Annotated in this window: 22 protein-coding genes; 2 read left to right on the forward strand and 20 right to left on the reverse strand. The window is 36.8% G+C overall.

Annotated elements, in window-relative coordinates; all coding sequences use genetic code 11:
* Positions 1-62: 62 nt before the first annotated feature.
* From ASO14_RS10395 to ASO14_RS10460, 14 genes are all read right to left on the reverse strand, one after another.
* Positions 63-4,400 (reverse strand): PolC-type DNA polymerase III, encoded by a 4,338-nt coding sequence (locus ASO14_RS10395; protein ID WP_068454762.1) that lies wholly within the window; start codon positions 4,398-4,400, stop codon positions 63-65.
* Positions 4,401-4,515: 115 nt separating this feature from the next.
* On the reverse strand, positions 4,516-6,225 hold the full coding sequence (locus ASO14_RS10400; protein WP_068454766.1) for a proline--tRNA ligase: 1,710 nt from the start codon (positions 6,223-6,225) through the stop codon (positions 4,516-4,518).
* A 42-nt stretch (positions 6,226-6,267) separates the two neighbouring features.
* A complete protein-coding gene (rseP, locus tag ASO14_RS10405; RefSeq protein WP_068454769.1) occupies positions 6,268-7,527 on the reverse strand; it encodes an RIP metalloprotease RseP in 1,260 nt (419 codons plus the stop codon).
* A 41-nt stretch (positions 7,528-7,568) separates the two neighbouring features.
* A complete protein-coding gene (dxr, locus tag ASO14_RS10410) occupies positions 7,569-8,714 on the reverse strand; it encodes a 1-deoxy-D-xylulose-5-phosphate reductoisomerase (protein ID WP_068454772.1) in 1,146 nt (381 codons plus the stop codon).
* A gap of 11 nt (positions 8,715-8,725) precedes the next feature.
* Positions 8,726-9,520, reverse strand: a complete 795-nt coding sequence (locus tag ASO14_RS10415; RefSeq protein WP_068454775.1) for a phosphatidate cytidylyltransferase — start codon at positions 9,518-9,520, stop codon at positions 8,726-8,728.
* A gap of 3 nt (positions 9,521-9,523) precedes the next feature.
* Positions 9,524-10,309, reverse strand: a complete 786-nt coding sequence (locus ASO14_RS10420) for an undecaprenyl pyrophosphate synthase (protein ID WP_068454778.1) — start codon at positions 10,307-10,309, stop codon at positions 9,524-9,526.
* A gap of 158 nt (positions 10,310-10,467) precedes the next feature.
* The gene (gene frr, locus ASO14_RS10425) at positions 10,468-11,025 is read right to left on the reverse strand and encodes a ribosome recycling factor (protein ID WP_068454781.1); all 558 of its coding nucleotides are present in this window, start codon (positions 11,023-11,025) and stop codon (positions 10,468-10,470) included.
* A gap of 18 nt (positions 11,026-11,043) precedes the next feature.
* Positions 11,044-11,757: a UMP kinase gene (gene pyrH, locus ASO14_RS10430; RefSeq protein WP_068454784.1), complete on the reverse strand. Its 714-nt coding sequence runs from the start codon at positions 11,755-11,757 to the stop codon at positions 11,044-11,046.
* 95 nt (positions 11,758-11,852) lie between these two features.
* Positions 11,853-12,737 (reverse strand): translation elongation factor Ts, encoded by an 885-nt coding sequence (gene tsf, locus ASO14_RS10435; protein WP_068454787.1) that lies wholly within the window; start codon positions 12,735-12,737, stop codon positions 11,853-11,855.
* Between the two features lie 96 nt (positions 12,738-12,833).
* Positions 12,834-13,556: a 30S ribosomal protein S2 gene (gene rpsB, locus ASO14_RS10440; RefSeq protein WP_068454789.1), complete on the reverse strand. Its 723-nt coding sequence runs from the start codon at positions 13,554-13,556 to the stop codon at positions 12,834-12,836.
* A gap of 159 nt (positions 13,557-13,715) precedes the next feature.
* A complete protein-coding gene (locus ASO14_RS10445; RefSeq protein ID WP_068454792.1) occupies positions 13,716-14,231 on the reverse strand; it encodes a DUF6115 domain-containing protein in 516 nt (171 codons plus the stop codon).
* 15 nt (positions 14,232-14,246) lie between these two features.
* Complete coding sequence (locus ASO14_RS10450) at positions 14,247-14,555, reverse strand: hypothetical protein (RefSeq protein WP_068454795.1); 309 nt, start codon at positions 14,553-14,555, stop codon at positions 14,247-14,249.
* A gap of 29 nt (positions 14,556-14,584) precedes the next feature.
* Positions 14,585-15,355, reverse strand: a complete 771-nt coding sequence (locus ASO14_RS10455) for a FliA/WhiG family RNA polymerase sigma factor (RefSeq protein WP_068454799.1) — start codon at positions 15,353-15,355, stop codon at positions 14,585-14,587.
* Between the two features lie 95 nt (positions 15,356-15,450).
* On the reverse strand, positions 15,451-16,125 hold the full coding sequence (locus ASO14_RS10460; RefSeq protein WP_068454801.1) for a GntR family transcriptional regulator: 675 nt from the start codon (positions 16,123-16,125) through the stop codon (positions 15,451-15,453).
* 204 nt (positions 16,126-16,329) lie between these two features.
* On the opposite strand from ASO14_RS10460, the gene ASO14_RS10465 reads away from it, so the two are divergent.
* On the forward strand, positions 16,330-17,613 hold the full coding sequence (locus tag ASO14_RS10465) for an MFS transporter (RefSeq protein ID WP_068454804.1): 1,284 nt from the start codon (positions 16,330-16,332) through the stop codon (positions 17,611-17,613).
* Position 17,614: 1 nt separating this feature from the next.
* Positions 17,615-18,865 (forward strand): M20 metallopeptidase family protein, encoded by a 1,251-nt coding sequence (locus tag ASO14_RS10470; RefSeq protein ID WP_068454806.1) that lies wholly within the window; start codon positions 17,615-17,617, stop codon positions 18,863-18,865.
* A 146-nt stretch (positions 18,866-19,011) separates the two neighbouring features.
* Here the strand turns inward: ASO14_RS10470 and ASO14_RS10475 are convergent, their stop codons facing one another.
* Genes ASO14_RS10475 through ASO14_RS10500 form a run of 6 tightly spaced genes read right to left on the reverse strand, consistent with a single transcriptional unit; the run spans position 19,012 to position 24,130 of the window.
* Positions 19,012-19,374: a hypothetical protein gene (locus tag ASO14_RS10475; RefSeq protein WP_068454809.1), complete on the reverse strand. Its 363-nt coding sequence runs from the start codon at positions 19,372-19,374 to the stop codon at positions 19,012-19,014.
* On the reverse strand, positions 19,374-19,874 hold the full coding sequence (locus ASO14_RS10480; protein WP_068454812.1) for a chemotaxis protein CheD: 501 nt from the start codon (positions 19,872-19,874) through the stop codon (positions 19,374-19,376). The genes ASO14_RS10475 and ASO14_RS10480 overlap by 1 nt, the downstream gene beginning before the upstream one ends.
* Before the next feature lies 1 nt (position 19,875).
* On the reverse strand, positions 19,876-20,505 hold the full coding sequence (locus ASO14_RS10485) for a chemotaxis protein CheC (RefSeq protein ID WP_068454815.1): 630 nt from the start codon (positions 20,503-20,505) through the stop codon (positions 19,876-19,878).
* 9 nt (positions 20,506-20,514) lie between these two features.
* Positions 20,515-20,961: a chemotaxis protein CheW gene (locus tag ASO14_RS10490; RefSeq protein WP_068454818.1), complete on the reverse strand. Its 447-nt coding sequence runs from the start codon at positions 20,959-20,961 to the stop codon at positions 20,515-20,517.
* Between the two features lie 15 nt (positions 20,962-20,976).
* Positions 20,977-23,025 (reverse strand): chemotaxis protein CheA, encoded by a 2,049-nt coding sequence (locus ASO14_RS10495; RefSeq protein ID WP_068454821.1) that lies wholly within the window; start codon positions 23,023-23,025, stop codon positions 20,977-20,979.
* Between the two features lie 10 nt (positions 23,026-23,035).
* Positions 23,036-24,130 (reverse strand): protein-glutamate methylesterase/protein-glutamine glutaminase, encoded by a 1,095-nt coding sequence (locus ASO14_RS10500; protein ID WP_068454824.1) that lies wholly within the window; start codon positions 24,128-24,130, stop codon positions 23,036-23,038.

The following is a 24,130-nucleotide window of genomic DNA, read 5'->3' on the forward strand; positions in this document are numbered from 1 at the left end:
GTTCTATCAACAAAGTAATTGTTTTTATTTTAGCATCAATTCACGATTTATGCAAGTAAACCCTAGAATAGCGATAATTGATTGGCATCTGGCATACCTTCTAAACAACCTAATTTATCCATATACTCAATCAATGTTTTCGATACGCGACCACGAATTTGTAAATCTTCTTTTGATAAAAATTCACCATCTTGTCTTGCGCGTACAATCGCTTCAGCTACGTTATTTCCCAAGCCTGGAATCGCATTGAATGGTGGAATTAAAGAATCCCCATCAATGACGAATTCTGTTGCTTTTGAGCGATATAAATCCACTTTTTGAATTGTTAAACCACGTTCTGTCATTTCTAAAGCAAGTTCTAAAACTGTTTGTAAAGAGCGCTCTTTAACCGATGCCTCTAATCCCTTGCTCTCAATTTCTTCAATACGTGCTTTGATTGTTTCAGAGCCATTCACCATCGCAAGTAAATCAAAATCAGAGGCACGAACTGTAAAGTACGCACAGTAGTAAACGATTGGGAAATGAACTTTGAAATAAGCAATACGCACCGCCATTAAGACATAGGCAGCCGCATGGGCTTTCGGGAACATGTACTTAATTTTCTTACATGATTCGATATACCATTTCGGTACATTTTCAGCCATCATCGCTTCTTCCATATCTTCCGTTAACCCTTTACCTTTACGCACATGCTCCATAATTTTAAAGGCTAATGAAGGTTCTAACCCTTGATAGATTAAATAAACCATAATATCATCACGACAACCGATTACTTCAGATAATACACACGTTCCATTTTCAATCAGCTCACTTGCATTACCAAGCCATACATCTGTTCCATGTGAAAGTCCTGAAATTTGAACTAACTCTGAGAAAGTAGATGGTTTCGTTTCTTCTAACATTCCACGTACAAACTTCGTACCAAACTCAGGAATACCATACGTTCCTGTTTTTGCTTTAATTTGTTCAGGTGTTACACCAAGTGGTTCGGGTCCTTGGAAGATTGCCATTACTTCTGGATCGTCTGTTGGAATGGTTTTCGGGTCAATCCCTGTTAAATCAAGTAACATACGAATAACAGTCGGATCATCGTGTCCAAGTATATCGAGTTTTAAAATATTATCATGAATTGAATGGAAGTCGAAGTGTGTTGTTCGCCATTCTGAACCTTGATCATCTGCTGGATATTGAATCGGTGTAAAATCGAAAATATCCATATAGTTCGGTACAACAATGATACCACCTGGATGCTGTCCTGTTGTTCGTTTCACGCCTGTACAACCTTGAACGAGGCGGTCTACTTCTGCTCCTCTAAAGTTAATATTATGGTCTGTTCCATATCCTTTTACATAACCATATGCTGTCTTTTCAGCTACTGTACCAATTGTTCCAGCACGGAATGCATAGTCTTCACCAAACAATACTTTTGTATAGTTATGCGCCTGTGGTTGATACTCACCTGAGAAGTTCAAATCAATATCGGGTACCTTGTCTCCCTTGAACCCTAAGAAAGTTTCAAACGGAATATCTTGTCCATCTTTACTGTATGGAACATGACAATCTGGACAATTTTTATTCGGTAAATCGTAGCCCGAACCTACAGAACCATCATCGAAGAACTCTGATTTTTTACAGTTTGGACAGACATAGTGTGGTGGCAATGGATTTACTTCTGTAATCTCCATAAAGGTCGCAACGAGTGACGAACCTACAGAACCACGCGAACCTACTAAATAACCATCAGATAATGATTTTTTTACAAGCTTATGTGAAATTAAATAGATTACAGAGAAACCATGACCGATAATCGACTTCAATTCTTTATCAATTCGTTTTTCTACAATTTCAGGTAATTCCTCACCATAAATATAATGGGCCATCTCATATGTCATACGACGTACTTCATCTTCTGCACCATCAATTTTTGGTGTATATAAATCATCTTTTAATGGAATAACTTCATCCATTTGTTCCGCTAGTGCGCGTGAATTGTCTACAACGATTCTTTTTGCCTCGTCATCACCTAAAAAAGCAAATTCGTCGAGCATTTCATTCGTTGTTCTAAAATGTACGTCTGGCAGTGTATTTCGATTTAAAGGATTCGCACCGCCCTGTGAACGAATCAGAATCTGTCTAAAAATCGCATCTTCTTTGTGTAGGTAATGCACGTTCCCTGTCGCAATAACAGGCTTATCTAGCTTCTTACCAACTTTAATAATTTTACGGATAATATCTTGCATGTTCCACTCATCTTTAATTAACTCTGACTCAATAAGTGGCGCATACACTGCTGGTGGATGTACTTCTAAATAATCATAGAACTTCGCAATTTCGATTGCTTCATCTAATGATTTTTGCATGACTGCTGTAAAGAATTCCCCTTTACTACACCCTGACCCTACAATTAAACCTTCGCGATAACGCTGTAGTGTTGAACGCTTAATACGTGGCATACGGTAGAATGTTTCTGTGTAAGATTCACTCAACATTTTGAACATATTTTTTAGACCATCATTTGTTTTTGCAAGTACCGTACAATGCATTGGTCGTGCACGTTTGTAAGCATCGCCACCACCGATATACTTATTAAAGTCATCGTGATATGCAATTCCTTTTGCAGTTGCTTCCTTCATTAAATGAAGTAGTAAGTAACCTGTTGCTTCCGTATCATAAATCGCACGGTGATGTTGTGTTAATTCGATATTGAATTTTTTACATAATGTATTTAAACGGTGGTTCTTCATCGTTGGATGTAAAAAACGTGCCAATTCTAATGTATCAATTACAGGGTGATGGAAATCATCAATATTCGCTTGTTTGTATGCTTCGTATAAGAAACCAATATCAAATGATGCGTTATGTGCAACAACAATGCCATCACCAATAAAGTCATGGAATTTCGCAATCATATCGACGACTTCCGGTGCATCCTGTACCATATCATCTGTGATACCTGTCAATTCAATCGTTGTAGAAGATAATTTATGGTGTGGATTTGCAAAACTCTCAAACTTGTCCACTACTTCACCATTCACAATCTTAACAGCTGCTAATTCGATGATTGTATCGTAGGCTGCAGATAGACCTGTTGTCTCAACGTCAAAGACGACATATGTCGCATCTTCTAAAGCGATATGTTGTTCATCATAAGCGATTGGTACACCATCATCTACAAGATTAATTTCGACACCATAAATCACTTTTACGCCATGCTTTTTCCCCGCATTATGCGCATCAGGGAATGACTGTGCTACGTTGTGATCGGTAATTGCAATGGCTGGGTGTCCCCATTTTGCAGCTGCTGCAATTAAATCAGCCGTTGGTGTAACAGCATCCATCGTACTCATTGGTGTATGTAGATGCAGTTCAACACGCTTTTCATCTTCAGGTGCCGTATCTTGTCGAATAACTGGTTTTGTTTCCACGATATCTTGTGCCATCACAATTAAATCACGCACGAATGTATCGTTTTGTACAGAACCTCGTACCTTCACCCACATCCCTTTTTTCGCCATCTGCATAATAGCAGCATCTTCTTTATCACGCGAAAACATCTTCACAAGAATCGAATCTGTGTAGTCTGAAACTTTTAATGTCAGTAATGAACGACCACTACGCAGCTCTTTCACCTCTGCATCGAATACAAATCCTTCGATAATGACGCGACGTTCTTCATCTTGAATTTGATGGATTTCCATAAAGTTCTCATCATTCTTAATTGGAATACCTAGTTGGAATGGTTGATTTGATACATCAATACCATCTGGATTTTGTTGACGTTCCTTCTCACGTTTTTGTAAGTCTTCCACTGCTTTTTTCGAAATTTCTTCTTCTTCAATACGACGCTGTTCTAAGAATTTTTGCTGTGCTTCCGCCATTTCCTGTGTAACATCTTTCACTTGGAAATCAAAGTGTAATGATGGGAATCCATATTGCTGATAAGTTTCGCTTAATTTTTCTGCATATTTATTACGTAGTGTTGCTTGTTCAAAGTCTTGGTTACAATATAGAACCAGCTTCTGTCCCATCATTTCAGGCACTTGCTTCGATAAAATTTCACGTAATGGGGGCGATAATTCATCTTGGTCTTGTACGACGCGCGTCCAATAAGAACGAATAAGCTCCTCATCTATTTCAGGTTGTGCAACTGTAATGGCTAATTGTGTTGTTGCAATACTTTTAAAAGCATTCATCACATGTTGCTCAAAACGCGCAAAATAGCTATATGGTAAAATACGAGGTAGTTTCAAAGCAAATAACCATACACGTTTTGATTTTTGAACCGTTAAGCGCTGTAATTCACCGCCTTCTACATAGTGAAGATCTTGGTCTTCAGTTAAACCAATTTGTTGTAACAAAATATGAAACTGTTGACGTGCTTCTGCTGCTTCTTGTGACATATAAATCTCCTTTCGTTTAAAAGTCGAAAAGGCTGCCCTGAAAAGTCATCTATACACATGACTTTTAGAGACAACCTTCCTCCTTCATTCGTTTATAACGTATTTTTCAATCGACTTATAGTGTTTGAAAAATGTTGTTGATTCGATCCACAACTTCTTCTTTTGCACATTCGAATGTTTCGCCGCTATGACGAATTTTCACTTCTACAATACCTTCAGAAGCTTTTTTACCTACTGTAATACGAACAGGTAAACCAATTAAATCTGCATCTGTAAATTTAACGCCCGCACGTTCTGCACGTTCATCAAATAATACATCATAACGATATGATTTTAATAATTTGTACAGTTCTTCACCTAGTTCTAATTGTGCTTCATCTTTTGGATTAACCGAGATTAAATGCACATCATAAGGCGCAATTTGTTTTGGCCATACAAACCCGTATGAATCTTGGCATTGTTCTGCTACTGCAGATAGAATACGTGATACACCAATACCGTAACAACCCATAATGAATGGTTGCGCACGACCGTTTTCATCTAAAAATGTTGCTTTCATTGAATCAGAGTATTTTGTGCCTAATTTGAAGACATGTCCTACTTCGATTCCTTCTGCAAACTTAATTGTACCTTCACCATCTGGAGATGGGTCCCCAACTTGGATGAAACGGATATCCTCATAGCGATCAATCGCAAAGTCACGACCTGGATTTACATTGATATAATGCATACCATCTTCGTTCGCTCCAGCTACACCGTTACGAATCGACTTAATCGCATGGTCTGCAACGACTTTCACACCGATTGGTAATTTAATTGGACCTAGGCTACCAATATGGCTACCAAGTAATTCATGAATTTCAGCATCTTCTGCTAGTTCAACAGAAGTTGCACCTAATGCATTTTTTAATTTAATGTCATTTACTTCGTGGTCGCCACGACATAAAACAACAACTAATTCTTCGTCTACTTTAAATACTAATGTTTTAATAATATTTTCAGATACGATATCTAAGAAAGCTGATACTTCTTCGATTGTTTTTTGGTCTGGTGTTGCTACTTTTTCTAATTCTTTCATGTCTTCATCTGAATGGCTATATTCTACTTTTACTTCAGCCATTTCAATATTTGCTGCATAATCTGAAGAATCTGAGTAAGCAATTGTATCTTCACCGATTTCAGAAAGTACCATGAACTCATGTGTACCTGCTGTACCACCAATTGAACCAGAGTCAGCAATTACTGCACGGAAGTTCAAACCAAGACGGTTAAAGATATTTGTATAAGCTTGCACCATATCGTTATATGTTTCATCTAAACTGTCATATGATGCGTGGAATGAATAAGCATCTTTCATGATAAATTCGCGTCCACGTAACAAACCAAAGCGAGGGCGTTTTTCATCACGGAACTTTGTTTGAATTTGATATAGTGTTAATGGTAATTTTTTGTACGATTTCAACTCGTCACGAACAAGTGATGTAACAACTTCTTCATGTGTTGGTCCTAATGCAAATTGACGGTTGTGACGGTCTGTTAAACGCATTAGTTCTGGACCATATGCTTCCCAACGACCTGACTCTTCCCATAGCTCTGCTGATTGTAAAGCAGGCATTAAAATTTCATTTGAACCAATAGCATCCATTTCTTCACGTACAATGTTTTCAATCTTAGAAAGCACTTTACGAGCTAACGGTAAATAAGAGTATACTCCACTTGTATTTTGACGGATAAATCCTGCGCGTAATAACAACTGATGCGATTTTACTTCAGCATCTGCTGGTGTTTCGCGTAAAGTTGGAATAAATGTTTTTGATTGTTTCATTCGTTAACCTCACCTTTTGGCTATTCTATTTTCTCTCTTTAATTAAAAGAAGAATTTTTGTATATCGTTCCATGTCACAGCAATCATTAATACCATCAACAATGCAAAACCGACAAAATGAACCATACCTTCTTTTTGTTTATCAATTGGCTTCCCTCGAACTGCTTCATATCCAAAGAATAATAAGCGTCCGCCATCTAATGCTGGTAGCGGTAATAAATTCATAATACCTAAGTTAATACTTAATACGGCTGCCCAGTTCATTAATGTCATAAAGCCATACTTTGCAACTTCTTCTGTTGCTTTATAAATTCCAACCGGTCCTGATAAAGCATCCAGCGTAAAGTGACCTGTCACTAACAGACCTAGAAGTTCAGCAATCTTCACTATCCAATTATACGTCTGTTCAAATCCATAAGGAATAGCTTTTAGCGGATTTTTTTCATACGTGTTCGCATATTGAATACCGATTTGCCCTACTTTTTCTTTATTTACTTCAGCTGCTTTTGGCGTTACTTCAATCGGTACGATTTTGCCATCTCGCTTTACTTCTAAATCGATTGGTTTATTCGCACTGCTTTGAATCACTTCTGATAGTTGCTCCCATTTTGAAATGGACTTGCCATCTACAGAGACGACTAAATCATCCTTTTGCATGCCTGCTTGCTGTGCAGGGCTGTCTTTTACAACATTTGCGATAATTGGTTCATTCGTTGGAATACCTTGAACAAGACCAATAATCATAAAGAAGACAATCGCTAAAATAAAGTTGAATAAAGGACCTGCAAAAATCGTCATTGCACGCTTTCCTAATGACTTCGCATTAAATGTACGGTCATAAGGCGCAATAATCGTCTGTTGACCATTTTCTTCAATGACAGCATCGCGCGCTACATTATAACGTACTAAATTCTCATCTTCATCATAGCCTTCTACCCATAATCCTTTTAAAAGGTCTGCTTTTTCAACTTCTAAAAAGAGCATATCGGGCAGTTGTTTATTCTGATTTAACACAATACGTGACATTTCGTCTTGATCATTTAATAAAAAACCAATGCGGTAACCTGGTTGTAACTCGGTCGTATCCATATCCTCTCCAGCCATTCGTACATATCCACCCATCGGCAGTAAACGAATTGTGTAGAGTGTTTCTCCCTTTGTAATCCCAATAATTTTTGGTCCAAAGCCAATCGCAAATTCACGTACTAAAATACCTGAACGTTTTGCGAAAATAAAATGGCCTAATTCGTGGAAGAATACGATGGAACCGAACACTAAAATAAACGCAATTGCTGCTTGCATGTTCTCCCACCTTCTTCGAGTTAAAAAGTTGTATTACATTTTTATTTTATCATGCTTCGAACAGATTTTCTTGTTTCTTGGTCTACATGTAAAATTGTTTCTAAATCAGGATTTAAAATATTTTCATGAGACTGCATCATACGATCAATCACATCTTCAATCTCCAAGAATTTAATTTTTTCATGTAAAAAGGCATCTACTGCTGCTTCATTTGCAGCATTCATTACAGTTAAAATCGTGCCGCCCATACGCCCTGCTTCATAAGCAAATCCAAGACAACGGAAACGCTCAAAGTCTACATTTTCAAAATGAAGTTGACCTATTTTCGCTAAATCTAGACGTTGTGCGTTAGGTCGTGGTAAGCGCTCTGGGTAACTTAGTGCATATTGAATTGGTGTACGCATATCTGGTGTACCAAGTTGCGCCATAACCGATGTATCATGATATTCAACCATTGAATGGATGATGCTCTCACGGTGAATTAAAACATCAATATCATCATAAGACATATCATATAATACTGCTGCCTCAATTACTTCAAGACCTTTATTCATTAATGTAGCTGAATCAATGGTAATTTTTGCACCCATCGACCAGTTGGGATGGTTTAGCGCTTCTTTTACAGTTACATCTTTTAATTGCTCACGTGTTTGGTCGCGGAAGCTACCACCAGAAGCTGTTAAAATCAGTTTTGAAATCGATTTGGGATCTTCTCCAACCATCGCTTGCCATAGGGCCGAATGTTCACTATCGACAGGCAAAATTGGCGCACCATATTTCTTCGCCTCTGCCATCACAAGATGTCCCGCTGTTACAAGTGTTTCTTTATTAGCAATCGCAATCGCTTTTTTTTGACGAATTGCTGCTAATGTAGGCTCTAAACCTACTGAACCTAAAACAGAATTCAGTAAATACGTTGAGTCTGCATATGTAGCTACATCAATTAAACCTTGATTTCCAAATGTAAAATCCGTTTTTGGAAACTCTTTTTGTAATGCGCGTGCATCTTCTTCTTGTAACACAGAGACTAATTTCGGTTGAAACTCTCGAATAATCTCTTTTGTTTTTTCAATATTTCGTCCAACTGATAATGCTGAAATTTGAAATGACTCTGGATGTTCTTTTACGATATCAAGTGTTTGTTGACCAATCGACCCTGTCGCACCTAATAAACTAATTGATTTCATGTTTCATTCCCCTATCCAACAAAATGAATGAAGTGTAACAATGGTAGAACAAAAATCAAACTATCAAAACGATCTAAAATACCACCATGTCCCGGTAAAATATTCCCCGAATCCTTCACACCATATTGTCTTTTAATTGCTGACTCTACTAAATCACCAAGCTGTCCAATCATCGATGCAACAACAGCAACAAGTAGTAATACGCCATAATTCACATCTAATTGTGCAAAGTATTGGAAGATCACTGTCGCAATCACTGCAATGACAATACCACCAACAAAACCTTCAATTGTCTTTTTCGGTGAAATTTCAGGCCATAATTTATGTTTTCCTAGTTTACGTCCAACAAAGTAGGCGCCTGAATCTGTAGACCATACAATAACTAAGGCAAATACGATATAAGCAATGCCTTCTGTTCTTGTTGAAATAAAGTAATGAAAACCGACACCAACATAAAATACACTTGCTACAATGAATGCTACTGCATCAAATGTTACTTTATTTTTCACTACAACTGTATAAATTAATAGTAAAAGTACGAAAATTGACAGATATTCTAACTGTGAAAAGGAAGTTGCATCCTCTACTTTAATCGCCCATTCACGAGGCATTAATACAACACACATTGCTAAAAAACCGAGTAAACCCGGAACTGAGAAAAAGGAAAGTCCCTTCATTCTTAGCATTTCAAAAAGCCCTACCGCTGCCATTGCATAGACCAAAATCGTAAATGGTAAATGACCATATACAACAAATGGAATAAACAAAGCGGCAGCGATTACGGCTGTGATAATACGCTGTTTCACTTTTTATTCTCCTTTCAACCCACCATAACGACGATTACGCTTTTGGAAATCTTCAATTGCATCTAATAATTTTTCGTCTGTAAACTCTGGCCAATGTACGTCTGTAAACCAAAATTCAGTATACGCCAGCTGCCATAATAAAAAGTTGCTTAGACGAATTTCGCCACTTGTTCGAATTAATAAATCTGGCTCTGGTAGCTTAGATGTCATTAAATAATCCGAAATGACTTCTTCTGTAATTTCTTCTGGTTGCAAATCGCCCTGTTTGACAAGTTGCGCTAGACGTTGCATCGCTAAAACAATTTCACGTCTGCTTCCATAATTGAATGCAAAATTCAGTATCATACCTGTATTGTTTTTTGTTTCTTTCATTGCATGTTGAATCGCGCGACTTGTGTATTCTGGTACACCATCCATCTCGCCAATCATCTCAACACGAATATTCAAATCCATGAGTTCAGGAATAAAAGAATTTAAAAACTCTTCCGGTAAACGCATAAGAAATTCTACTTCCTTAGATGGTCGTTTCCAATTTTCCGTTGAGAAAGCATACAAAGTAATCGCACCAACACCCATACGATTCGCTGCGCGCGTAATACGTCGAATATTTTGCATGCCTTCACGATGCCCTAAAAATCTCGGCAGCGCACGTTTATTTGCCCAGCGACCATTTCCATCCATAATAATTGCAATATGATTCGGTACATCTTGTTGGCTTAAACTCGCCACTCGTTCATCGATTGACTGAATTGCTTTTTCTGATTTCTTCCATCCAAGTTTATCTAACATTTAGAATCCTCCACTAGCTTACAAATCGGAACGTATACTGAACTTATCATAACAAAAATACGAATATATTTCCTCTTTTAAAAAGTATTTTCCAATTGATTTAAAAAAGACGTCCCTTTGTCAATAGGACGTCTTATAAACCCACAAAGTTCTAATGATTATACTTCAAGAATTTCTTTTTCTTTTTCAGCAGTTAATTCATCGATTTTTGCGATGTGCTGATCTGTTAATTTTTGAACGTCTTCACCGTATCCACGTAAGTCGTCTTCTGTAATTTCGCCTGCTTTTTCAAGTTTTTTGAACTCATCATTTGCATCACGACGAATATTACGAACTGCAACTTTCGCTTCTTCTGCTTCTTTGCTTACTTGTTTTACTAATTCCTTACGACGTTCTTCTGTTAATGCTGGAATTGTTAATCGAATTACATTACCGTCATTTGTTGGTGTAATACCGATATCTGAACGCATAATTTCTTTTTCAATCTCACCTAAGATTGTTTTATCGTATGGTGTAATAACTAATAGACGCGCTTCTGGCACTGTAATACTTGCCATTTGAGTTAAAGGTGTTGGTGCACCATAGTACTCAACATTAATACGATCAAGTAAAGATGCATTTGCACGACCAGCACGAATACTTGCTAGATTACGTGAAAAAGCAGCGATTGATTTTGACATTTTTTCTGAAGCTAAATCGACAACTGTTTTAGACATTTGAATTCCTCCTAATAATTATTTACTTACAACTGTACCGATTGGTTCACCTAATACAGCACGCTTAATGTTTCCATCTTCCATCAATGAGAATACAACTAATGAGATATTATTATCCATGCATAGAGTAGATGCTGTAGAATCCATTACTTGTAGACCTTGTTGGATAACTTCTAAGTATGTTAGTTGATCATATTTCACAGCAGTTGTATCTAATTTTGGATCTGCTGAATATACGCCATCTACATTATTTTTAGCCATTAAAATGACATCTGCTTCAATTTCAGCAGCACGTAATGCAGCTGTTGTATCTGTTGAGAAATATGGATTCCCAGTACCTGCAGCAAAAATGACAACGCGTTTTTTCTCTAAATGACGAACTGCTTTTCTACGAATATACGGCTCTGCAACTTGTGTCATCACAATCGATGATTGAACGCGCGTTTCGACTCCTAGGTTCTCTAATGAATCTTGAAGTGCTAGTGCATTCATTACGGTTGCTAACATACCCATATAATCGGCATTTGCTCGTTCCATGCCCATTTCGGCACCAATTTTACCTCTCCAAATGTTTCCGCCACCTACTACTAGGGCAACTTCCACATCTAGATCTACTACTTCTTTAATTTGTTGGGCAACCGATTTAACGATTTGTGGCGATAGGCCAAAACCTTGATCTCCTGCTAAAGCTTCCCCACTTAATTTAATGACAACGCGTTTATATTGCGGCATTTTCTGGACCTCCATCATACTTTTTTATTGAAAAATAGGGAACACGAAGTTTAGCTTGTGCTCCCTAGAAATGACATATTGTATGTTTATTGAAATTAGTTACCTTTAACTTGGCTCATTACTTCTTCAGCAAAGTTATCTTCACGTTTTTCAATACCTTCGCCTACTTCGAAGCGAACCATAGAAGTTAATTTACCACCAGCAGTTGTTAAGAAAGTACCAACAGTTACATCTGGGTTTTTAACGAATGGTTGGTCAAGAACACAAATTTCTTTGAAGTACTTGTTAAGACGACCTTCAACCATTTTCGCAACGATGTTTTCTGGTTTACCTTCGTTAAGTGCTTGTTCAGTTAATACTTTACGCTCATGTTCTACTTCTTCAGCAGAGATTTGGTCATGAGAGATGTATTTAGGGTTTAAAGCAGCGATGTGCATTGCAACGTCTTTCGCTACTTCTGCATCAGTAGTACCTTCAACAAGTGCTAATACACCGATACGTCCGCCCATGTGTAGGTAAGCGCCGAAAGCGTCAGCGTCTGTTTTAGTTTCGATTACAAAACGACGTAAGCTGATTTTTTCACCGATTGTAGCGATTGCAGAAGAAATGTGATCAGATACTTTTGCACCGTTAGACATTGTAGATTCTAAAGCAGCTTCTACGTCAGCAGGTTGTACTTCTAGTAAGTGGTCAGCTAATTCTTTTACTAAAACTTGGAAACCTTCGTTTTTAGCAACGAAATCAGTTTCAGCATTTACTTCTAATAATACAGCTGTGTTACCTTTTTCTGCGATGAAAGTAGTACCTTCAGCAGCAACACGGTCAGCTTTTTTGCCTGCAGCAGCAAGACCTTTTTCACGAAGGAAGTCTACAGCAGCGTCGATGTCACCATCAGTTTGAACTAATGCTTTTTTACAATCCATCATACCAGCACCAGTTTTTTCACGTAATTCTTTTACTAATTGAGCAGTAATTGCCATGATATTTTTCCTCCTAATATCTATCCTATTATATTCTCAAAAAAAGGTGATAAGAGGGTTTAGCCGCTTATCACCTATTTCAAACTTGCCTAGAAATTACTCAGCAGCTTCTTCAGCTTCAACTTGAGCTTCATCTTCACCTTGTTTAGACTCCATTAAAGCGTCAGCCATTTTAGAAGTGATTAATTTTACAGCGCGGATTGCGTCATCGTTTGAAGGAATAACGTAATCGATTTCGTCTGGATCACAGTTAGTATCAACCATTGCCACAAGTGGAATGTTTAATTTGTGAGCTTCAGCTACAGCGATGCGTTCTTTACGTGGGTCAACCACGAACATTACATCTGGAATAGCTTTCATATCACGGATACCGCCTAAGAATTTCACAAGACGTTCGTGTTGTTTTTTAAGTTGAACAACTTCTTTTTTAGGAAGTACAGCGAAAGTACCGTCTTCTTCCATTTGCTCGATTTGTTTCATACGAGCAACACGTTTTTGGATTGTACCGAAGTTAGTTAAAGTACCACCTAACCAGCGTTGGTTGATGTAGTAGTTACCTGAACGTTCAGCTTCATCTTTAATTGCTTCTTGAGCTTGTTTTTTAGTACCAACGAAAAGAACTTTACCACCGTCTGCACCAACTTGACGCATGAAGTCGTAAGCTTCTTCTAATTTTTTAACTGTTTTTTGTAAATCGATGATGTAGATACCGTTACGCTCCACAAAGATGAATTTTTTCATTTTTGGGTTCCAACGGCGAGTTTGGTGACCGAAATGTACACCAGCTTCTAGTAATTGTTTCATTGAAATTACTGACATTTGTATTGCCTCCTAAAGGTTTTGTATTTGATTTCCTCCGCATTCATCCACTGCATGAGAACTCCTTCATTGAAAGAGCACCACTCATTGCATCAGAATACGTGTGTATTTAACACCGTTTGTAATAGTACCATAATATTAACAGTGTGACAAGTTATTTTACTTGTTTTTTTCTTGGAACTTAATCATTAACTCCACTTCGGTTTTACCTCGGTTTAGTTCTTTTGCAATTTCATCAATTGACTTACCGCGCATATACATTTCCTTTACCCGTTCATCAATCGTTTGAAGCTTTTCTTCTGGTACTGGCTGTTTTGAAGTTTGTACGCCATATGCTTTTTTTGCATAAGATTTTGGTAGTGTGAACGTTGGTTCTTTCGTATCTTTTTCTTGCACGTCAATTATTACTTCTTCTTTTACTTGTCGTTTTTCAGTTACTTGATCATTTGGCGCTTGTTTAGAGGGTGATGCTTGTTTCTTTAAAGCTTCAATCAATCGCGCATTCTCATCTTCAATATCCACTAAGAACGACGAGATTGACGCTTCCATCTCTTCAATTAATCGCTCTTGTCGTTGTTCATTTTGTTTAAAACGATTCATCTTCATATTGAGTAATACTAAAAAATAAAAACAAAGTAAAAGGAGAATGAATAGAATCGTCACTATGATTACCATCTCATTCTCTCCTCCTTATCCACTAAAATCAAAAAAGTTTCCTTTATAGGGATGCTTTGTTCGATTTTTATTTAGTTTTTCATTTTCTTCGCGTTCTTCTTTTTCTTTTCTTTCTCTCTCTTGATCTTTCGGTTCATCTTGTCGCAATTCTTTGAGCTTTTCAGATTCTAACAAAGAGGTGTGATTCTTTTCGATTTGTTTATTCAAAGCTGCATTTGCCAAGTCTTGCCCAGCATTTACTTGTTGCTGCGCTTGTTCAACTTGTTTTCCCGCATCAAAAGTCTTAGGTATCGCAATTTGTAACTCTATGCCTTTTAAACTCATCGCTCATCTCTCCTCTACACACTAAAAAATCACGTATTATTCATTTCATCCTGTAATAAATTTTTTAGTTTAAATAACGCTTTAGAATGAATTTGAGAAATACGTGATGTCGATAAATTTAATACTTCACCAATCTCAGTTAATGTTAATTCATCTGTATAAAACATACTTAATACAAGCTGTTCTTTTTCGTTAAGATGCTTAATACTTTCTGCTAAATCTTGCAACAACTCTGTTTGAACCGCTTGCTGTTCGGGTGTTTTTGTTACTTCATCTCGAATGACGAAACTTTTATTATCGACTTCATCAAAGTCCTGTAGTTGTTCATCGATTGATAAGACATTCGAAAAAAGATGCTCTTGCATCGTTTGATATACTTCTTCGATTGGTACATCCAATTCTTTTGCTACTTCTTCTGGTGTAACATGACGCTTTAGACGCTGTTCCATCGCCTCAATTTTCGCATCTAACTTTTTCGTTTTTTCACGTGCTGATCTTGGTAACCAATCTTCTTTTCTTAAACCATCAATGATTGCACCACGCACGCGAAAAGATGCATAGGTATCAAATTTTAAGTCGCGTGTAATGTCAAATTTATTAAGCGCATCAAAAAGTCCCATCATCCCGAGGCTCATTAGTTCATCTCTTGATACACTTTTAGGTAATCCTGTACTAATTCGTTGCACATGATATGACACTAAAGATTTATATTTTTTCATGAGCAAATCGCCAGCACGAGGATCTTTGTGAGCGGACCAATCTTGCCATAGTTTCGTTTCTTGCGTTGAAGCCGATTGCATCTGCTACGCCCTCCATTTCTTCGTTCAATACTTATGAAATATTATAACAAATACTTTTTACAAATGGGAACTTAAACAAGGAACTTCTTAACCTTCTATACTTTTTTGTAACGATATAGTGAAGGTTCTTGCTTTCGAATGAAAATTTCCACTTGTTCTTTTGCCATCTCAATATCATTTTTTTCAATCGCTTCGATTGTTTGCAACAAACTTTCATAACGCTCTTCTAAACGATTGAAGTCCTTCCAATACACACGGCAGTATGTTAGTGTGATACAAGAAATATCATTGTACATCTTTTTAAATGCTAGATTATCTGCTACTTCTGTCATTAAACGTAGAATACGATCACAATCTAAAATATATGCCACAATATTTCTTTCGTTTAAACTAGATTTTGCTTCTACTGCTAATTGTTTTAAGTTTTCAATTTGCTCAGTTGTCCAAAGTTGTTGTGCATATGTCAATATAATCCACGTTAATTCTACTAAGGCATCTGTATAGGCAATAAATTCTTTATCCGTAAATTCTTTTACACGTACGCCTTTACGGGGTAAGCGTTCTAATACACCTAAATTTTCTAGAATATAAAACGATTCTCTAACAGGAATATTACTTACACCAAGAGCCATTGCAACATTTGATTCTTTCACTCGTTCGCCATGTTTTAGTTCTCCTGTAAATACTTTAAGTAAAATTTGATTAGCTATTGTATAAGGTAATAACTCTTTTTGTTCTTCATCTAACATATAATAATTTTTTAATTCCACAGCTTGTCAGCCCCTCATTTTTTCGTTCTCACGTTAAAGATAATTTAATTTTACCAAATCTTCTATTTCAAGTAGACATTTTATAAAATTATATATAATATATAATATATAATTTAGCTAATATTATAAAGCAACACTTTCTTGAAACATAATTGCAATTAAAAAACTGAATATTCGCCATTTTAAAACAAAGGGGAAATACTTATGAAAAAAGATGGGAAGATTTTTTACGGTTGGTGGATTTTACTCGCTTCAATTATGATTATGAATTTTTTATACGCACCAATTGCAAACTTAGTATCCTTGTTTATTAAACCTGTTACGGAAGATTTAAAAATGGAACGTGCTGATTTTATGAATTATTACACGATTATGGCGCTCGCATCGATGGTTGCTGCTCCTCTTGCTGGTCGTTTAATGAAGCGTATTCCAATTCGTATTTATTTAACGACTTTCACATTATTCGGTGCTATTTCTTATATTGGTTTTTCATTTTCTTCAACTGCTTGGCAATTCTATTTATTCGCAATTCCTATGGGAGCTGCTCTTGCTGGTGCTGCAATGATTCCTGTGTCTGTATTAATTACAAACTGGTTCGTTGAAAAACGAGGTCTAGCACTTGGTATTGCTTTAGCAGGTACAGGTTTAGGTGGTGCAATCTTAAGTCCGATTACCTCTTGGTTAATTACAGACTTTGGATGGCGCACAGCTTACTTAACAATTGGGATCATCATCATTGTAGCGATTATTCCATTTACACTTTTCATTGTCACACTTACACCTGAAAGCAAAGGTTTGTTACCTTTAGGCGCGAAAGATATACCAACAAATGAAAACGCTCACAAACCTATATCAGGTGTTTCACAAAAGAGAACATTTTTATCTCTATCTTTCTGGTGCTTCTGTCTAGCTATTTTAGTTGCAGGTATTGTTATCAATGGATTGATTATCAACATGGTTCCATATTTAACCGACTTAGGTGCTTCACCACAACATGCGGCACTACTTCTTTCACTTGGTTCTATTATGGTCATCGGTGGTAAATTACTAATTGGTAAATTATATGACTCACTCGGCTTATTTATTACAATTACGATTATTTGTATTGGCTCTTTCGCAGCATTATTCTTTATGATGCACGGAAACCTACTGATCCCAGGTATCTTATTCACGATTGGTATGGGTATTGGCGGCACTGCTGTTACAGTAACACCTGCTTATTTAACAGGCGCTTTATTCGGCGAAAAAGACTATGGTGCAAAATATGGAATCGTTGCGATCTTCACATCACTTGGAGCAGCGATTACACCGATTGTATCAGGTGCCATTTATTCAATTAATCAATCATACGATTTATTAATTTATGTATTACTTGGATTAACTGTTGCAGAAATCATTTTATTTACAGTCGCAATTAAAACAAAACCAAAAGCAGATGAGGAATTAACAGTTGAAACAACAACCATAACAAATGAAGGAGGTATTTAATATGCATACGATTTTAGAACAAGCCGAAAAAATTGAACAACAAATTATTTCTGACCGTCGCCATTTGCATCAACATCCAGAATTAGGATTTGAATTACCTGAAACACAGCAATACATCTTAAATCGTTTACAGGAGATGGGGATTGAAGGGAAGCCTTGTGGTGTACTACCAGATGAGGTAAGAGAAAAATATGCACGTGCTGGGTTCCCAGAGCAAGCACATTGTACAGGGGTTGTAGCTACAATCGGACAGGGTGAACCTTGTATATTACTTCGTGCTGACATGGATGCTTTACCGATTGAGGAAGAAGTAGACGTTTCTTATCAATCAACAAGACCTGGGAAAATGCATGCATGTGGACATGATTCCCATGTTGCGATGCTACTTGGTGCGGCGCAAATATTAAAAGCACATGAAGCTGACTTACAAGGTACTGTTAAATTGATGTTCCAACCTGGTGAAGAATGGGGATTCGGTTCTAAACTCATGTTAGATGATGGATTGCTTGAACATCCAAAAGTGAACGCCGCCTTTGCTATTCATATCATGCCTGATCAAGAAGCGGGTACAGTTTCAATTCACGAGGGAATCGTCTCCCAAGCGATGGATTCTTATATTGTAGATATTCAAGGAAATGGTGGTCATAGCTCGCAACCTCATAAGACAATTGATGCGAATATGATTATGAATCAACTATATACAAGTTTAAATCTATTATTTACAAGAGAGGCTGACCCGAGCGCGCACGTTACTTTTTCAGTTGGTGCGATGAGCGGTGGGACTGTCACGAATGTTATTCCTGATAAAGCTGTATTACAAGGAAATATGCGTAGTTATAACCAAACAATTCGTGACCACTTATGTAAACGAATCCCAGAAATGATTGACCATACAGTAAAAGCATGGCGCGGTGATTACACAGTAACTGAGTTTCATACACCAACAACTTATAATGATCCAACAATGGTAAAGTTACTTACTCCATTCATTGAAGAGATTGTTGGAAAAGAACAAGTTGTAGATTTAGGTATGTTGAGTGGTTCAGAAGACTTCTCACATATCTCACAAGAAGTACCTGCTACATTCATCGTGTTAGGAACAGGAAAAGAAGGAAATGCGCCTGTCCATAACCCACGTATGCAACAGCAGGAAGAAATTTTTAAATACGGTGCAGCATTACACGCACATATTGCGATGCAGTGGCTAGCTCAACAAGTAAATGTCTCAAAACAAGCTGTAACTAATTCATAAGATAAAAAGAAGAGGTTGGGACATAAGTACAAAAAACACATCCCACATGAGCATAAGAAAAACTGGAATCGCGCTGTGGCGCGGTTCCAGTTTTTCGTTGCGAACTCTAAAAAAGGAAGATAACATGTTTCCTAGCCTCTTCTTTTTTATTTTCCATCTTGCATCATTGTTTGAATCGCTTTAGCAATCTCCTCTGACTGTTCATCTGAAAACTCAACAGTCGGTTCTGGTGAAGGTAATGACTCTTCGCTACTTCTTTCCTCTTTTGCTATAGCTTCTGTACCTGATTCAACACCTTCATCAGGCTGTTCTAACTGATCTGAAGGTGTCGCTATAATATAAGCAATTAATGCACGTACAATATAAGCCACTATAAAAGCAATAGCTGCCCACATTAAACCGTATAAAATAGTTGTTAGAGGAGCTTGATTACTTTGAAATCGCGCAAAAAAGTAAATTGTGAAACCTGCTAAAGCAAACCAAAAGTTATAAAATATTGAACCAAACATTAGAGATCTTTCACCCCTTGATTTACTGTTCTAATATTTAACAAACCCGTTTCAGGATTAAATTCAATTGTTCTTCCACTATTCCCACCTGTATCTTGTGCTAATACAGGAATCATATATTTTCTTAATTGCTCGATTACTGCTTCTACGTTACGAGGTCCGATACGCATCGTATCATTTGAAGATGTAAACTGAAACATTTGCGCGCCGCCTGCAATTTTTGCTTTTAGTTTATAAGATGAAGCTCCAGCTTTTTTTAATGCTTCAATTAATGCTGGAATGCCTGTATCTGCAAATTTCGCAATATTCATCGTTCCACTTTTAGCTACTTTTGAATCTGGTAACATAATATGAATAAGTCCTGCAATACCTTTAGATTGATCGTAAACAACCACCCCAACGCATGAACCAAGTCCTGATGTTCGAATTGTTGAGGGTGCTGTTACGATGTCCATTTGGGCAATGCCCACTTTGACAACACTTTGACTTCCAATAATCATTTTACGACACTCCCAATGCTTTAAAAATGGCTTTAAAAGACTCTGGGTTTGGTAGTAAAAAGAAATGTCCATTAACTTGTTCATCTTCTGTCATCGTTTCTTCAAAAATCGATGTATCAATCACAATTACATGATCACTTATTTGTGACAGTTCAATTAATCCAAAACTAATGATGGCACCGAACATATCAACACTTAAAGCGGGTGGAGTGGGATAAATTTTAAGCCCTGTAAAATCTGACAATGCAGATAGATATGAACCTGACAAAATATTTCCTAACTCTTGCATTGCTGATACGCCTAGCTCCAAGTTATTTTGTTTCTGTAAATCAAAATGTTCATCATGAATTAAACGACGTATAAAACGATTTGCTTGTTCAATTGGTAGGATGAAGAACATACCACCTTCTGCATCTCCATCAATTTGTAAATAAGTTCCTGCGACTACTTGTTCAGCACCACCGCCACGTTCAACCATTTCATCAAACGAAACCATCTCAACTGCTGGTACACGCATATCAATTTTTGTATTTAATAATCCTGATAATGCAGTTGCTGCGTGTGCTGCACCGATATTGCCAATCTCTTTTAATACATCTAAATGAAATGAAGTAATATTTGTCATATTCATCTACCTTCTTTACTTTAAGGTATTTAGTACTTTTTCTAAGTTTAATAAAATAAGCAAACGTTTATCAATTTTTGCTACGCCAGCAATGAATTCTTCTTCTAATGATCCAACCACTTCTGGTTGTGGTTCGATTGCATTTTTAGGTAAGTCCATTACATCATTTGCTGCATCAACGATTAATCCAACTTCCATATCTGCGTATGAAATAATAATGATACGTGTATCCTCACCTTGAACATCTGAATGAATACCAAAACGCTCACGTAAATCGATAATCGGTGTTACTACACCACGTAAATTAATAACACCTTTTACATAATGTACGGTACTTGGCACACGTGTAATAAAGACCGTTTTTTCGATCCCCTGTACTTGTGATACTGGAATAGCATATTCCTTATCGCCTAATTGAAAGACGATGACTTTTACGACTTCTGTATCTAATAATTCTGTCATAGCTGACACCTCTTTCTATTTAATAAGTGCGTTACAATCAACAATTAATGCAACTTGTCCATTTCCTAAAATTGTTGCTCCAGAAATCGCAAATACATTCGTTAAGTAGTTTCCTAAAGATTTTAATACAATTTCTTGTTGTCCAATAAATGAGTCCACAACTAAACCTGCAATACGATCGCCCTTACGCACTAAAACAACAGATAGGAATCCATCATCTTCATGATTTTCGCGCGGTACTTCAAAGATTTCATCTAAGAAAACAAGTGGCACAACTTTACCTCGGAAATCAATGACTTTTTGATTATGTGCATTTAAAATATCGCTACGTTTAATAATCGATGTTTCAATAATTGAAGATAGCGGCACTGCATACACTTCTTTTTCGATTTCAACAAGCATAACTGAGATAATTGATAATGTTAATGGTAACTGAATTGAGAATAATGAACCTTTACCATGTTCAGACTCAATACTAATACTTCCACCTAATGACTCAATTGTTGATTTCACAACATCTAAACCAACGCCTCGTCCTGATACATCTGAGATAACTTCAGCTGTTGAGAAACCAGAAGCTAAAATCAACTCATTAATCTGATTATCTGTCATAGAATGACTTGCTTCTTCAGTTACGACACCTTTAGAAATTGCTTTTTGTAATACGCGTTCACGATCAATACCAGCACCATCATCTTCAATTTCAATAAATACGTGGTTACCACTATGATATGCGCGCAATTCGACTGAACCTGTTTCTGGTTTTCCAGCTGCTAAACGCTCTTCTGGCGATTCGATACCATGATCCAATGCATTACGGATTAAGTGAACAAGTGGATCACCAATTTCATCAATCACTGTACGATCTAATTCTGTTTCAGCACCAATAATTTCTAAATTGATTTTCTTTTTTAAATCTCGCGATAATTGACGAACCATTTTAGGGAATCTGTTAAATACCGTTTCTACAGGAACCATACGCATATTTAAAATAATATTTTGAAGATCGCCCGACACGCGTGTCATACGCTCTACTGTGTCGTTTAATTCGTTATGGTTTAATTCCATTGAAATGGATTGTAAACGTCCGCGATCAATAACCAATTCCTCAAATAGATTCATTAAGATATCTAAACGCTCGATATTGACACGAATTGTTTTACTTGAATTATTATTTTTCACGGTTTTTGGTGCTTCTGTTTTTGTCGGTGTGGCTTTTGTAGGAGTTGGCTTTGGCGTCTCTACTGCCGCTACTTCTTCCACTTTCTTTTCTACTACATCACTTGGCATTTCCATCTTCTTCAATTGAACAGGTTGTACATTAACAACATCTACTTCTGAAACTTTCATAAGCTTTTGTTTTAAATCGTCTTGATTTTCTTTTGTTACAAAAGCAACTGAAAAGTCCGTATCAAACTTTTCTTCTTCTAATTTTTCAACTGTCGGTGTAGATTTAATAACCTCACCTAACTTTTCTAAAATCTCAAATACCATATATACACGCGCTGCTTTTAATAGGCAGTCTTCACGTAATGAGATATTGATTTCATAAGCTGAAAATCCTTGTTCCATTGATTGTTCTAAAACTGTTTGTTCAAAGTCATCAAAGATGAGTTTTGATTCAGCTACTTCAGTTACACTTTCAGAAGGTGCAGCTACGACTGTTTCAATATTTTCGATTGATTCGCCTGATTCTAAGCGTTTTAACTTTTCAACTGTTTGTGTGACATCTTTTTTACCGTCTCCACCATTTGAAATATCAGACACCATTTCTTCTAAGTGATCTACTGATTCGAAAACTACATCTAATAACTCAGCTGTTACTTGAATTTTATGATTACGTATTGCATCTAAAACATTCTCCATTTTGTGTGTTAAATCGGCAATATCTTCAAATCCCATCGTCGCTGACATACCTTTTAATGTATGTGCGTTACGGAAAATATCATTTACAATCTCGATATTGTCTGGATTTTGTTCTAATACTAATAAACTTTCACTACATGATTGTAGATGCTCATTACTTTCATCAATGAATACCTCTAAATATTGATTTGTATCCATAGTTCCCCTCCTAGTATAAATAATTCAAAATAGCTTGAGGTATTTCGTCTAATGGTGCAACGCGATCAACTAACCCCGTTTTTTCTGCCGATTTCGGCATACCATATACTACGCACGTACGCTCATCTTCTGAAATAACACGTGTATTCCCAGATCGCTTTAACATTTTAATTCCCTTAGAACCATCTGCACCCATACCGGTCATAATGACAGCGATACGATCAATGTCTGTTAATGTAGCTACACTATCAAATAACACGTCTACTGCTGGTTTATGCCCGCCTACGACTGGAGCATGTTCATCAATATGAATTGAATATGTCATACCTACTTTTCTAGCGGTCATTTGATAACCTCCAGGTGCAATATAAGCTGTGCCTGGTTGTAATAAATCACCCTGCTCAGCTTCTTTAACTGTTATATCGGATAGTTGATCCAATCTTTTTGCTAAAGATTTTGTAAAACCTGGTGGCATATGCTGTACGATTAGGATGGGTGCCTTTATATCTTTTGGTAATCGTGTTAAAACTTCTTGAAGTGCTCTTGGTCCACCTGTAGATGTACCAATCAAAATAATTTTTTTATGATTTTTATGCCAAACTTGATTTGTCTTTTCTTGTATTCTCTTTTCTACCATTATAGGTTTTTCAAATATCGGTTTCTTGATTGGTATTTTTGATATACGTTCTTTTCTGCGTAACTTCTCTATTGGTATATTTGATGCAGCAATGACTTTTTCAATTAAATCATCCTTAATTTTGTCTAAATCAAGTGAAATTGTACCACTTGGCTTGGCAATGAAATCTACTGCACCATTCGCTATTGCTTCCATCGTAATAGCTGCATCTGCTGTCGTAGTAGATGAAAGCATGACGACTGGTTTTGGATTTTCAATCATTAACTGCTTTACGGCCTCAACACCTGTCATTTCTGGCATTTCAACATCCATTGTCAAAACATCTGGATTTAGTATTCTCACTTTTTCTAAAGCATCTCTACCATTACGTGCAGTCCCAACCACTTCTATATGTGCATTTTCTGAAAAAAATTCTGTAATTAGTTTTCTCATAAAGGCTGAATCATCTACGATGAGCAATTTTTTCAT

Origin of the sequence: Kurthia sp. 11kri321, from assembly GCF_001534765.1 — a bacterium.
Lineage (GTDB): Bacteria > Bacillota > Bacilli > Bacillales_A > Planococcaceae > Kurthia > Kurthia gibsonii.

Excerpts from the sequence above, each read along its gene's own strand:
- ASO14_RS10395 (WP_068454762.1), bottom strand. The coding sequence starts at position 4,400 with ATGTCACAAGAAGCAGCAGAAGCACGTCAACAGTTTCATATTTTGTTA.
- ASO14_RS10400 (WP_068454766.1), bottom strand. The coding sequence starts at position 6,225 with ATGAAACAATCAAAAACATTTATTCCAACTTTACGCGAAACACCAGCA.
- rseP (WP_068454769.1), bottom strand. The coding sequence starts at position 7,527 with ATGCAAGCAGCAATTGCGTTTATTTTAGTGTTCGGTTCCATCGTATTC.
- dxr (WP_068454772.1), bottom strand. The coding sequence starts at position 8,714 with ATGAAATCAATTAGTTTATTAGGTGCGACAGGGTCGATTGGTCAACAA.
- ASO14_RS10420 (WP_068454778.1), bottom strand. The coding sequence starts at position 10,309 with ATGTTAGATAAACTTGGATGGAAGAAATCAGAAAAAGCAATTCAGTCA.
- frr (WP_068454781.1), bottom strand. The coding sequence starts at position 11,025 with ATGTCTAAAACAGTTGTCGATTTAGCTTCAGAAAAAATGTCAAAATCA.
- pyrH (WP_068454784.1), bottom strand. The coding sequence starts at position 11,757 with ATGCCGCAATATAAACGCGTTGTCATTAAATTAAGTGGGGAAGCTTTA.
- tsf (WP_068454787.1), bottom strand. The coding sequence starts at position 12,737 with ATGGCAATTACTGCTCAATTAGTAAAAGAATTACGTGAAAAAACTGGT.
- rpsB (WP_068454789.1), bottom strand. The coding sequence starts at position 13,556 with ATGTCAGTAATTTCAATGAAACAATTACTAGAAGCTGGTGTACATTTC.
- ASO14_RS10445 (WP_068454792.1), bottom strand. The coding sequence starts at position 14,231 with ATGGTAATCATAGTGACGATTCTATTCATTCTCCTTTTACTTTGTTTT.
- ASO14_RS10450 (WP_068454795.1), bottom strand. The coding sequence starts at position 14,555 with ATGAGTTTAAAAGGCATAGAGTTACAAATTGCGATACCTAAGACTTTT.
- ASO14_RS10455 (WP_068454799.1), bottom strand. The coding sequence starts at position 15,355 with ATGCAATCGGCTTCAACGCAAGAAACGAAACTATGGCAAGATTGGTCC.
- ASO14_RS10465 (WP_068454804.1), top strand. The coding sequence starts at position 16,330 with ATGAAAAAAGATGGGAAGATTTTTTACGGTTGGTGGATTTTACTCGCT.
- ASO14_RS10470 (WP_068454806.1), top strand. The coding sequence starts at position 17,615 with ATGCATACGATTTTAGAACAAGCCGAAAAAATTGAACAACAAATTATT.
- ASO14_RS10475 (WP_068454809.1), bottom strand. The coding sequence starts at position 19,374 with ATGTTTGGTTCAATATTTTATAACTTTTGGTTTGCTTTAGCAGGTTTC.
- ASO14_RS10480 (WP_068454812.1), bottom strand. The coding sequence starts at position 19,874 with ATGATTATTGGAAGTCAAAGTGTTGTCAAAGTGGGCATTGCCCAAATG.
- ASO14_RS10485 (WP_068454815.1), bottom strand. The coding sequence starts at position 20,505 with ATGAATATGACAAATATTACTTCATTTCATTTAGATGTATTAAAAGAG.
- ASO14_RS10490 (WP_068454818.1), bottom strand. The coding sequence starts at position 20,961 with ATGACAGAATTATTAGATACAGAAGTCGTAAAAGTCATCGTCTTTCAA.
- ASO14_RS10495 (WP_068454821.1), bottom strand. The coding sequence starts at position 23,025 with ATGGATACAAATCAATATTTAGAGGTATTCATTGATGAAAGTAATGAG.
- ASO14_RS10500 (WP_068454824.1), bottom strand. The coding sequence starts at position 24,130 with ATGAAAAAATTGCTCATCGTAGATGATTCAGCCTTTATGAGAAAACTA.